The following is a 10,797-nucleotide window of genomic DNA, read 5'->3' as shown; positions in this document are numbered from 1 at the left end:
AATAACTTATATTTTCTTTTGAATACGATATACATACGCTAGAATTTCTGCGATTGCTTTAAAGAATTGCTCCGGTATTCGATCTCCAATATCTACCTCATCATACATAGCACGTGCTAGAGGTCGATTTTCTACCATTACAATATCGTGCTCCGACGCAATCATTTTAATTTTTTGTGCGACAAAATCTGCACCTTTCCCAACGACGATTGGTGAATCCATCTGATCTTCATCGTACTTTAGCGCAATGGCATAGTGAGTAGGATTGGTGATTACTACGTCCGCTTCAGGGATCTCTTGCATCATCCGACGCATGGCCATTTCACGCTGACGTTGTCTAATACGGGATTTGATAAGCGGGTCACCGTCCATATTTTTACTTTCATCTTTAATATCTTGTTTAGACATTTTAAGATTTTTTTCATAGTCAAATTTCTGATAAAGAAAGTCCAAGATAGAAATAAACAATAATACCAATGATGCGATAATCCCCATCATTCCGACTAACTTTGCTACAGTCACCAATGTTACTTGCGGTGTCTTAAATGCCAAGTCCAGCACTTGGTCCAGATTACTCCATACAATAAGGGTTGTAACGGTCCCAATAAAAGAAATTTTTAATATGGATTTCAATAACTCTACAATTGCACGAATAGAAAAGATTCGCTTTAATCCTTTAATTGGATCTATTTTCTTTAAATCAAACTTCAATGTCTCTGCGGTAAATAAGAGACCAAATTGTAGCAAATTCGCTGCAACACTTGCAACAACTGCTATTAACATAATTGGCAATAAAATGATCGCCATTTGTTTAATAACGCTTATGTATACTAACATGACTTGTTCTTCATCCAGCGATTTGATAGGGATAAAGTGTGTAAAAGATTCACGGAAAAACACAAAGAAATTATCCCGCATAAAACCTGCGGCAAAGAACATAAAGGTAAAAATAGAGAAAAGTACTATAGCAGCTGTTACGTCTTGACTTTTTAGTACTTGGCCTTTCTTCCTAGAATCTTCCCGCTTTTTCGGAGTAGCTTTTTCCGTCTTCTCACCGGCAAAGAATTGTAAATCTAGCCTTAGTAACAAGTTAGCCACCCCCAAGCAGTATCATCAGATTTCTCATCGTCACAATCATAATTTCAAACATTTTCTTCATTACGATTATAAAGACACTAGACATCGTAACGATTACTAAGAAACTGACACCAATTTTAATTGGAAACCCCACTACAAAAATATTTAATTGTGGTACGGCACGTGCAGTAATCCCGAGTGCCAAATCGACAAGAAATAACGTAGCTACTACTGGAATCGCCATTTGAAACGCAATCGCAAAAGATTTCGCAAAGGTCAAAACGATAAATTCTGCCATGTTAGGACTACCAAAAGGCGGCCACATAGACGTGATCGGGACAAACTCGTAGCTGTAAAATATCCCATCCAACAGCAAATGATGACCATTGACTACTAATAACAATAAAATCGCTAACGAATTAAGAAATTGCCCTAGCAATGGTGACTGCGCACCCGTTTGGGGATCAATAACGTTCGCAATAGCAAATCCCATCTGAAAATCAATAAATCCACCAGCCACTTGAATGGCTGACATAATAATAAAAGCGGCAATGCCGATTGATAAGCCGACAACCGCTTCTTTAAGTACAAGTAATATGTATTGACCATCGATTACCAGTTCGGGCATCGTGATAGAGTAAGACATCATCCAGGCCAGTATTGCCCCAAATAATAATCGTTGCGTAGCTGGAATGGTCTTGTAAGAGAATAATGGCAGTGTTACGAAGAAAGAAGTAACACGGGTTAGTATAAGTAAAAATGCGGGCAACGACGGAATAAGTTCATTCATTTAATCACCCAACGTACCTAGAGAGATTGGAAAAGATTTCACTAGCATAGCCGGTGACATAGGATAACATCCAAGGTCCAAAAAATATGATAGCAACCATAACCGCTATGATTTTCGGCACGAATGCCAATGTCTGTTCTTGAATTTGTGTAGTTGCCTGAAAGATACTTACGGCAAGCCCCGTTACTAACGCTACGATTAAGAGAGGTCCCGAAGCGAGGAGAATAACCCAAACTGACCGTTCTGCAATGGATATAACAAATTCACTCGTCATTCAAATCCCCCCTAAAAGCTTTGTAGCAATGACTGGATAATGAGATACCAACCGTCAACTAGTACAAATAATAATATCTTGAATGGTAATGAAATCATAACGGGTGGAAGCATCATCATACCCATAGACATAAGCACACTGGCTACGATCATATCGATAACGAGAAAGGGAATGAAAATCATAAAGCCCATTTGAAATGCTGTCTTAATTTCACTGAGGGCGAAAGCAGGCACCATCATAGTTAGCGGAATATCTTCAATTGTATCCGGTCGCTCCATCTGGTTATAGCGCATGAATAATTCTAAATCTTTCTGTCTTGTATGTTGGCTCATAAATTCTTTGAATGGCACACTGACCCGCTCGTATGCTTCGTCCAAACTGATTTCTTCATCAAACAAAGGTGTTAATGCTTCTTCATTCACTTGAGATAATACAGGCGACATGATGAAGAACGTCAGAAATAATGCTAACCCAACCAAAACTTGGTTAGGAGGCATTTGCTGTGTAGCTAGCGCCGTCCGAACAAATGACAGGACGATAATGATCCTAGCAAACGAAGTCATCAAGATTAAAATTGCTGGTGCAAGTGACAATACCGTAAGTAATAGCAACATCTTAATGGAAGTTGAGACATTGGTGGGATCACTGTCAGAGAATGTACCCAGAAAATCAACCATCGCGGTCGCTCTCCTTCCGATTAAAATGTTTTAATTGCTCTTTTCTATCAGATTTGATTTCATTCATTTTGGTAGAAAACAATTGACTAAAAGTGGCTTCTTCAGAAGGTGTTTGCTCAGCCTTTGAATAAAATCGAGTATACAGTTTTGAAAATAGTCCCTTCTGAACTTCATCACTTTGGTCATAACGTGCAAGTAATTCAGCAATTTCATCAGGATCTTCTATTTCCTTTAGCAACTGTACATTTTCTCCAACACCGACCACAAAATAGTGATTGCCCATTTTCACTAGTTGAATGGACTTATTTTGACCTAATGGAACGCCGCCCATATTCGTCATCAGTCGATTCGAGTCGAAGTTTCTATTACGTTTGTTCATGAAGCGCAGTAACCACACGAGTAAACCAATTACAAATACAAAAGCAAAAAGAGTTCGAATATAATCTTTCGCTGTGGGACCTTTAGGCTCGTCCAATTCATTATTGGTTACTAGTTTTTTATCACTTTCTGTAGCAGGAGCTTTCTCTTCGCAGTCTTTATCTTTTCCAATACAGTCTGATACGCTGACATTAGGATTTGTTTCTGCATGTGCAAATGGTGTGATAGTAAAGCACAGAAAGAATAGTAGTAAACAATAGATAACTCGTTTCACATTCATCTGTTGCTCTTAGCTCAACGCTTTGTCGATCGCTTCAATCACACGGTCCGCCTGAAATGGTTTAACGATAAAGTCTTTTGCTCCAGCTTGAATTGCATCGATTACCATTGCTTGTTGGCCCATTGCAGAACACATGATGATGGTTGCAGATGGATTAGTACTTTTAATTGCTTTTAATGCCGCAATGCCATCCATTTCAGGCATCGTGATATCCATTGTAACCAAATCCGGCTTCAACTCATTATACTTTTCAATAGCTTGAGCACCGTCTGCTGCCTCTCCTACTACTTCATAATTATTCTTTGTTAAAATATCCTTGATCATCATGCGCATAAATGCCGCGTCGTCTACTACTAAAATTCGTTTTCCCATTCATATTCCCTCCAAGTATCTTCTATCGTAAATTATTTAATCGATCCATTTGACTTAAAATATCCGTAATACGGACTCCGAAGTTTTCGTCAATGACTACGACTTCTCCTTTTGCAATATAGCGATTATTGACTAATATATCGACCGGCTCCCCTGCCAATTTATCTAGTTCAATAATTGAACCACCAGACATTTCTAGTATTTCCTTAACAGAACGTTTCGTACGTCCTAATTCTACTGTTACTTGAAGCGGTATATCAAGTAGCAAATCCAAATTATTTGATTCTTCTTTTTTTAAAGAAGGTGCTTGGAAACTCGCAAACTCTGCTTGCTGAACATGCACTGGCTCCTGAGTCTGACGTGGTGTTGCGGTTTGTTGACTTGGTGGTGCTTGATATGCAGATTGCGGCTGTTGCATTGGCGTATGCTCTGGTGCATATGTCGCTTCTGGTTCCGAATATTGTGGTGCCTGTGGACTAGGTGGTACTTCCATCATAGTAGCCGCTTCTTCTTCCCCCATTAGAGAAGACACTAATTTTTTACCGAACTCCAATGGGAACAATTGCATAATATCAGAATCAATCAACTCACCAACTTTCAAATTGAAAGACACACGAATTAATAAATTATGCGCAGGAATATTTTCGGTTCCCTGATCTACTTGAATATTCATCAAATCAATAGTGGGCGGTGAAATGTCTACTTTTTTATTGAAGATGGTAGACATCGAAGTCGCTGAAGATCCCATCATTTGATTCATTGCTTCTTGCACTGCACTCAAATGAATTTCACTTAACTCTTGATTTGGAGTAATACCGTCTCCTCCAAGCATTAAATCTGCAATAATTGCCGCATCACTTTGTTTGATCACCAACAGATTGACACCGCTTAATCCTTCAGTATATTCCACCTTGATTGCTACATACGGATGGACAAAATCCCCCTCCAAATTATCACGTTGGATTAGCGACAGCTGTGGTGTTGTGATTTCTACCTTTTGACCCAATAAAGCAGAAAGTGCTGTTGCTGAACTACCGAACGAGATATTACCAATTTCACCTAAAGCATCTTGCTCCATTTCGGTCAAGTAATCGCTAATATCGATAGTTTCCGATTCAGGTTCGTCTACTTGGATAGGTTCCAGAGTTTCACCCCGTAACAACGCTTCAATCTCTTCCTGTGAGAGAATATTATCACTCATCATCGTCATCCTCTCCCGTAGTCAATATTTCCAGTATTTGAACAGCCATACGATTACGTAATTTCCCCGGCTGTGCTGTGAATTTAGGCTTTTCCCCTATTCTTATTGTTAAAGGTTCCTCAATGCTTGTATCCAATGAAATCACATCACCAAGCTGCAAGTGCAAGAAATCTTCAATAGAGATCTGGCCTTTCCCAAGGTCAGCAACTATAGGGAGTGTTGCATTTTTAATTCGTCTTTCCAATTCGACACTTTGCTCAGCGGTAGGTTCTTTCTTATTCGTCTGCATCCAGTACTGCACAGAAAGATTCGGAATAATAGGTTCCAACACAACGTGCGGGATACACATGTTGATCATACCGCTAGATTCACCAATCATAATATTGAATGAAATCACGACCACGGTTTCGTTCGGTGAAATCATTTGAAGAAATTGGGGATTGACTTCCATTTCCGTTAAATACGGATCGATATCAATTAACCCGGACCAAGCTTCACGTAAGCTATCAAATGAACGTTCAAACAAATTCGTCAAGATCTTCGTTTCAATTTCTGTCATATTGTCCGTTTTTCCTGAACTCGATCCAAAACCACCCATCAATCGTTCCAACATCGAGTAGGCGACATTTGGATTGACTTCCATCAAAATATTCCCTTCAAGGGGGGATACATCAAATATATTGATCAATGTCATATTGGGTATCGAGCTGATGAATTCTTCAAACGGAATCTGGTCTACTGACATGACATTAATTTGTACATACGTACGCAGCTGAGCGGAGAAGTACGTCGTCAGTAATCTGGCGAAGTTTTCATGGATCCTAGTCAAACTCCGAATCTGATCCTTAGAGAAACGAAGTGCACGCTTAAAATCATAGACACGTACTTTTCTCGTTTCTTCTTCTTTCTTCATTTCTTCTGCTGACATTTCACCCGTCGATAAAGCTGACAGCAGCGCATCTATTTCATTTTGGGACAGTACATCTCCCGACATAGGCCCACCTCCCATCGCGCACATTTCTCTTGTAGATCATTCCGGCCGTCACTGGATGATATATGAGACAATATACACCTTCTGTATTTCACCATCTTGCATCAGCTCGTTTAGCTTCGCTTTAATAGTATCTTCAAATTGCTGTTTCCCTGCTTTTCCTTCAAGGTCTTTCGCTGTCATTTCAGACAGTTCTTGAATAGCGAGGTTCTTCACTTGGAAATCACGCTTCGTTAATTCCTCCGCTGCTTTTTTACTGTCTGTCTGGATTTTTAGGGATATACGGACAAAATTACGGCCAGACAAATTCGTCGTAATTTCTTCCATATCCACTGACGCCTCAATAATTTCATCAATTGACGGTGCTTTTTCCTCTCCGTCACTATCCTTATTGAAATTCAATATCAATACGACCGCCACGACACCGATCAACGTAATACTCACTAAGATAATTAATGAAATCGTCAATAATTTATTCTTCATCTTCTTCATCACCTCGGATATGCGGATTGGATAGCAGCTGGACCGCTTGATAAAATTCAATGATTCGGTTATTTACTTCGTCAGCTGAATCAAGCACGACATATTTTGACCCAGTCGTCAACGTGATGGTCGTATCTGGAAACGACTCGACTCTCTCTATGTACAATGCGTTTAACGTAAAAGTCGTTCGATTCAATCTCGTCACTTTAATCATATGTAAGGGGCCAGGCCAAGGCCGGCCCGACCCTCCTTCTCAAACTATACTATGTTATCGTTTCAAGTTTACTAGTTCTTGTAAAATCTCGTCTGATGTCGTGATGATCCGTGTGTTGGCTTGGAAACCACGTTGTGCAACTATCATTTCTGTGAATTCTTCGGATAGGTCTACGTTGGACATTTCTAGGGAGCCGGATTTTATTGCGCCAAATCCAGGGTCTTGGGCAATCCCATCAGTAGGTTCACCAGAGTTTGTGGTTTCACTATATAAATTCCCACCGTTTTTTAATAAACCGCCTGGGTTTGCAAAAACACTCATTTGTATCTGTTGACTGGAATCCAAACCACCCCCCTCATCTACATAAGAGATAGTACCATCTTGACCTATTGAAACACTTGAAGCGGTGGGTGGTATGTTAATAGGAGTGGATGCTCCAATCACATATCTACCATCCCCATCAACCAAATTTCCATCTTGATCAAGATAGAAGTTTCCGGCTCTCGTATACAATGTCCCTTCCTCACCATCTTGTAGTGCAAAGAAACCATCGCCTTCAATAGCTAAATCTAAAGTGTTTCCTGTGAATTGAGTGGAACCTGCACTATGAATAGTATCAATAGCGGCTAATTGTGAACCTAAACCAACCTGTTTAGGATTCACACCACCTCGAGTATCTCCAGGTCCAGTAGCCCCCGCCACAGTCTGAGAATACAAATCCTTAAAAACCGTACGTCCCTTCTTAAAGCCATACGTATTCACGTTTGCGATATTGTTACCAATTACATCTAGTTTCGTTTGGAAGTTCTTTAATCCAGAAATTCCTGAGTACATTGAGCGAATCATAAATAGTTTCCCCTCTCGGTTTTAGAGTGCACCGCGTCAATCAGTCGGCGGTGCGATGGCATCCTGTTAAGGTCCTGCCGTGTTTAGCTGAGTAGTATCGTGCCATCAATATTGGTAAAAAGTTGGTCCTTCGCTTCCATGCGGTTCATCGCGGTGATGACGGTTGAGTTTTTTGCACTGACAATGAGTGCGGCTTGATCAGTCAACACGAGTGAATCGCGGATTCCCTTCCTCTTCGCCTCGTTTACTTTTTCTGAGATGTGCGCCCATTCTGCATCGGTCATTTGAATGCCTCGTTCTTGCAGCCGATCGTTAGCATGTTTACTGATCTTTAGTTTTTCAGGCTGCGTTGCTTGCTGTAAATGTTCGAGAAATGACTGCTTTGACTGTGCTTGTATTTGTCCTTGGCGTATGGGTGGTGGTGATGGAATGCGATGGATATCAATCTTGTTCATAACATCGCCCCATTCAATTATTCACTTATAGTAGTAAATTGATTTCCTTCAATTTTCGTGCCGTCTTGCAACACATAATGCAGACTACCTTCTTTATTCGTAACCGATACGACTTTCCCTCTACGTTCTTCTTCGCCTTCCATATAGCCTATTGTCTTACCAATTAACATACTGGCTTGTACTAGGCTGCTTGGTTGACCGACTGCTCCAGTTCCTGAACTAGATCCATTTCCCATTACTTCCGAAATGTTTCCAGGCGAGAGTTCTTTGCCATCCGCCATCATAAAGATTACTGAACCATTCATATACTTAATAGACTGTATAACGCCAGTCCCTTCATTAATAATCGGCTTGTCGTCTTGACCTTTTTTATCTGATACTTCATGCCAACGAATTTCTTTACCTACAAAGCTATTGTACTGAATTAACTGACTCTGGTTTTGTGAATCCGCGAACTTTTCAAATGCCTTTGCCAAGTTCATGGTTTGTTCCAATGATGAAAATTGCGCCATTTGTGCGACAAACTCGGTATCTTTCATCGGATTGGTTGGATCTTGGTTAGCCATCTGGGCAATTAAGATTTTCATAAAAGCGTCTTTCCCCATCGTATCGGGTCCTGTTTTCCGTTGATCTCGTTGCTTGTTGACTAAATACATCGATTCAGTAATCGCATTTTTCGTTGTTGCTGAATTTGTTCCTTCTGGCAATTTTTACGCCTCCAATTCAATCATGAATTCTTGGAATGTTTGTTCTTGTTCATCCGGATTTTCATTTTGTTCGGTAGCTTGTTCTTTTTGTTGGTGATTCTGCTTATTGAATGCCTGTTCTCGATCGCTCTTCGATGGATCTTGCAGCGTTTGTGATAGGTCAATTCGGTCAACTTGCAGATTTTGTTGATTGAAAGCTTGACGCAACTGATGCATCTGGCTATCGAGCATTTCACGTGCCATTGCAGTAGATGCCAAGATTCTCGCAGTCATTACACCGTTTATCTCCAATAATTCAATACGAATTTGTCCGAGATGTTCCGGATACAGTTTGACTGAAATACGATTCATTCCATTCGTCTGGCCAAAGTTTGCTCGGTTCAAAATGGCTTGGAATTCCCGCATCAATGCCTCACTTCGGCTTTCCGGTACTTTCTCTGTAGCATTCATTTGGTATACTGGTCTAGTTTCAGTAGTAGCGACAGCTGACAATGGAGCCACTGTTTCACTTGGCTTTGACTGGTGATTTTGCTGCTCGGTATCTGCGCTCATTTGTTCTGTCGAAATTCGAATGAAGTTTTGCATAGTTGGTGGAATTTGTACAGAGTGTTTCACTTCAGGTTGTATGATCTTTTGTTCTAACTGACTTGCGATTTGTGAAAAAATCGGCTGGATCGTTTTCACGAGATCTACTTGCTTTGTAAACAAATCCATCTTAGCTGCTGCCAGTTCAACTGCTTTAAGCAATGCGATCAATTCTACTGCGGATTTTGGCGGTAATTGTCCCATAGCTTCTTTAATTTTTTCAGTTGGTAATTGTTGTAACACATCGAGCACAAACCATATGTCTCCTGTTGCTGCTAACTGATCAAACTGTTCTTTGGTCATACCGGCATCTTCTAGGACGTTTGTAATCGTTTCTATTAGTTTATCAGGTTCTTCGCTAATTTGATGTGCTAATTGTTGCAGACTAGGAAACTTCTGCAAATTTACTATATTCGTTAATTTCATTTCAACATCTTCATTTAACAAAACTGGAATGTTTTGAAGCTGTTCTTCTTCTACTATTCCAGATAACATTTTTTTGACAGTCGCTTCATTTACTAACTGTGTTTGAAGCAGTTTAGACTCTTTTTCTAGCTGCGCTACAACGGGTGACCTAACAGATTGCTTCAACGCCTCAACCATTCCTTCTAACTTTTCTAAGGAGTCGGTGTTGAGAACATCTTCTACTAATGTAGTTAGCTCTGAATTAGTACCCACTATTTGTTGCTTCGCCGGAACAGAAATAGCAGACATGAGACCCTGAAACACCCTTCCAAATCCTTCACTCTCATTATTTACTGTAGGAATAGATGATTTCAAAGGCATCCCTGAAGAACTCACATTCATTAATAGTCCTAAATTCACTTTTTTCACCTCCCTCAAATACCATTATACTACTTTGTAAGCATAGAAGTATATTTAGCTGCATCTTCAGGGGACATTTTCTCTAGGATAGTCGCTAAAGTAGCGGGCTTTAGACTAGATAATATTTGGACAGCTTCTGCATCACCCATTTTTGTAATAACAGGGGCTGAAGATTTGGCCGACATTTGCTCGTAAGTCGTTACAATTTCTTTGAAATCACGCTTAGATTCACTTTGCGCAAGTTTTAATTTCTCGATTTCTTCATTCAATTTTTCTTTTTCTATTACTAGCGTTTCGTTCGAATCTTTCACTTGTGCAAGTTCATCTTGAACTTCAAATAATTGCGCTTCTTTTTCTTGAATTTCTGCCTGAAGTGAAATGACACGTTCTTCTAATATTTGATCTCCTTCGACCTTTTCCTCAGGTGCTTTTTGTTCAAGGAATGGAATTTTTGATGTCCACTCTTTCGCCTGATCGAAGACGTTAACATCAGCTACTTTGGCTATGATTAAAACGACAGCCGTTGTGAACATAAGAGGTATGATGATCCATGCGAGCAATATTTGGAAAAAGCCAATAGACTTTTTGCTTTGCCCTACAACTAATTCCTCAGCCTCTTTTTTCTTTTTCAATTTAGCCACT

The 10,797-nt window shown here is 40.0% G+C and carries 15 protein-coding genes; all 15 read right to left on the bottom strand.

What is annotated here, in order from left to right; genetic code table 11:
• Window positions 1-6 precede the first annotated feature (6 nt).
• The 15 genes from flhB to CSV60_RS02985 all read right to left on the bottom strand — a co-directional run bounded on the left by flhB (window position 7) and on the right by CSV60_RS02985 (window position 10,796).
• Window positions 7-1,098: a flagellar biosynthesis protein FlhB gene (gene flhB / locus CSV60_RS03055; protein ID WP_099635952.1), complete on the bottom strand. Its 1,092-nt coding sequence runs from the start codon at window positions 1,096-1,098 to the stop codon at window positions 7-9.
• Entirely contained in the window at window positions 1,091-1,867 is a 777-nt protein-coding gene (gene fliR / locus CSV60_RS03050; RefSeq protein ID WP_099630927.1) for a flagellar biosynthetic protein FliR, read from the bottom strand. The genes flhB and fliR overlap by 8 nt, the downstream gene beginning before the upstream one ends.
• Window positions 1,868-1,871: 4 nt before the next feature.
• Entirely contained in the window at window positions 1,872-2,141 is a 270-nt protein-coding gene (gene fliQ / locus CSV60_RS03045) for a flagellar biosynthesis protein FliQ (protein WP_099630926.1), read from the bottom strand.
• Between the two features lie 11 nt (window positions 2,142-2,152).
• Window positions 2,153-2,818: a flagellar type III secretion system pore protein FliP gene (fliP, locus tag CSV60_RS03040; RefSeq protein ID WP_099635951.1), complete on the bottom strand. Its 666-nt coding sequence runs from the start codon at window positions 2,816-2,818 to the stop codon at window positions 2,153-2,155.
• Window positions 2,811-3,476 (bottom strand): flagellar biosynthetic protein FliO, encoded by a 666-nt coding sequence (locus CSV60_RS03035; protein WP_099635950.1) that lies wholly within the window; start codon window positions 3,474-3,476, stop codon window positions 2,811-2,813. The genes fliP and CSV60_RS03035 overlap by 8 nt, the downstream gene beginning before the upstream one ends.
• A 9-nt stretch (window positions 3,477-3,485) precedes the next feature.
• The gene (locus tag CSV60_RS03030; protein ID WP_099630924.1) at window positions 3,486-3,848 is read right to left on the bottom strand and encodes a response regulator; all 363 of its coding nucleotides are present in this window, start codon (window positions 3,846-3,848) and stop codon (window positions 3,486-3,488) included.
• A 22-nt stretch (window positions 3,849-3,870) separates the two neighbouring features.
• Window positions 3,871-5,049 (bottom strand): flagellar motor switch phosphatase FliY, encoded by a 1,179-nt coding sequence (gene fliY / locus CSV60_RS03025; protein WP_099636074.1) that lies wholly within the window; start codon window positions 5,047-5,049, stop codon window positions 3,871-3,873.
• A complete protein-coding gene (fliM, locus tag CSV60_RS03020; RefSeq protein WP_099630923.1) occupies window positions 5,042-6,043 on the bottom strand; it encodes a flagellar motor switch protein FliM in 1,002 nt (333 codons plus the stop codon). The genes fliY and fliM overlap by 8 nt, the downstream gene beginning before the upstream one ends.
• 48 nt (window positions 6,044-6,091) lie before the next feature.
• On the bottom strand, window positions 6,092-6,523 hold the full coding sequence (gene fliL, locus CSV60_RS03015; RefSeq protein WP_099630922.1) for a flagellar basal body-associated protein FliL: 432 nt from the start codon (window positions 6,521-6,523) through the stop codon (window positions 6,092-6,094).
• Window positions 6,513-6,737, bottom strand: a complete 225-nt coding sequence (locus tag CSV60_RS03010) for a flagellar FlbD family protein (RefSeq protein WP_085133241.1) — start codon at window positions 6,735-6,737, stop codon at window positions 6,513-6,515. The genes fliL and CSV60_RS03010 overlap by 11 nt, the downstream gene beginning before the upstream one ends.
• A 54-nt stretch (window positions 6,738-6,791) precedes the next feature.
• The gene (gene flgG / locus CSV60_RS03005) at window positions 6,792-7,583 is read right to left on the bottom strand and encodes a flagellar basal body rod protein FlgG (protein ID WP_099635949.1); all 792 of its coding nucleotides are present in this window, start codon (window positions 7,581-7,583) and stop codon (window positions 6,792-6,794) included.
• Between the two features lie 83 nt (window positions 7,584-7,666).
• Window positions 7,667-8,038 carry a TIGR02530 family flagellar biosynthesis protein gene (locus tag CSV60_RS03000; RefSeq protein ID WP_099635948.1) on the bottom strand — a complete coding sequence of 124 codons (372 nt, stop codon included), beginning with the start codon at window positions 8,036-8,038 and terminating at the stop codon, window positions 7,667-7,669.
• Window positions 8,039-8,055: 17 nt separating this feature from the next.
• Window positions 8,056-8,745 (bottom strand): flagellar hook assembly protein FlgD, encoded by a 690-nt coding sequence (gene flgD, locus CSV60_RS02995; protein ID WP_233189524.1) that lies wholly within the window; start codon window positions 8,743-8,745, stop codon window positions 8,056-8,058.
• A gap of 3 nt (window positions 8,746-8,748) precedes the next feature.
• Complete coding sequence (locus tag CSV60_RS02990; protein WP_099635947.1) at window positions 8,749-10,155, bottom strand: flagellar hook-length control protein FliK; 1,407 nt, start codon at window positions 10,153-10,155, stop codon at window positions 8,749-8,751.
• Between the two features lie 29 nt (window positions 10,156-10,184).
• The gene (locus CSV60_RS02985) at window positions 10,185-10,796 is read right to left on the bottom strand and encodes a MotE family protein (protein WP_099635946.1); all 612 of its coding nucleotides are present in this window, start codon (window positions 10,794-10,796) and stop codon (window positions 10,185-10,187) included.
• Window position 10,797 lies beyond the last annotated feature (1 nt).

Source organism: Sporosarcina sp. P7 (assembly GCF_002743425.1).
In the GTDB taxonomy this organism is placed as follows: Bacteria; Bacillota; Bacilli; order Bacillales_A; family Planococcaceae; genus Sporosarcina.
The sequence above is the reverse complement of the archived record's forward strand: the minus strand, read 5'-3'. Positions and strand labels throughout refer to the sequence as shown.

Bases quoted from the DNA above. Each gene is read 5' to 3' on its own strand.
- CSV60_RS03030 (WP_099630924.1), bottom strand. From the start codon at position 3,848: ATGGGAAAACGAATTTTAGTAGTAGACGACGCGGCATTTATGCGCATG.
- fliM (WP_099630923.1), bottom strand. From the start codon at position 6,043: ATGTCGGGAGATGTACTGTCCCAAAATGAAATAGATGCGCTGCTGTCA.
- CSV60_RS03010 (WP_085133241.1), bottom strand. From the start codon at position 6,737: ATGATTAAAGTGACGAGATTGAATCGAACGACTTTTACGTTAAACGCA.
- flgG (WP_099635949.1), bottom strand. From the start codon at position 7,583: ATGATTCGCTCAATGTACTCAGGAATTTCTGGATTAAAGAACTTCCAA.
- CSV60_RS03035 (WP_099635950.1), bottom strand. From the start codon at position 3,476: ATGAATGTGAAACGAGTTATCTATTGTTTACTACTATTCTTTCTGTGC.
- fliL (WP_099630922.1), bottom strand. From the start codon at position 6,523: ATGAAGAATAAATTATTGACGATTTCATTAATTATCTTAGTGAGTATT.
- fliP (WP_099635951.1), bottom strand. From the start codon at position 2,818: ATGGTTGATTTTCTGGGTACATTCTCTGACAGTGATCCCACCAATGTC.
- CSV60_RS03000 (WP_099635948.1), bottom strand. From the start codon at position 8,038: ATGAACAAGATTGATATCCATCGCATTCCATCACCACCACCCATACGC.
- fliQ (WP_099630926.1), bottom strand. From the start codon at position 2,141: ATGACGAGTGAATTTGTTATATCCATTGCAGAACGGTCAGTTTGGGTT.
- fliY (WP_099636074.1), bottom strand. From the start codon at position 5,049: ATGAGTGATAATATTCTCTCACAGGAAGAGATTGAAGCGTTGTTACGG.
- fliR (WP_099630927.1), bottom strand. From the start codon at position 1,867: ATGAATGAACTTATTCCGTCGTTGCCCGCATTTTTACTTATACTAACC.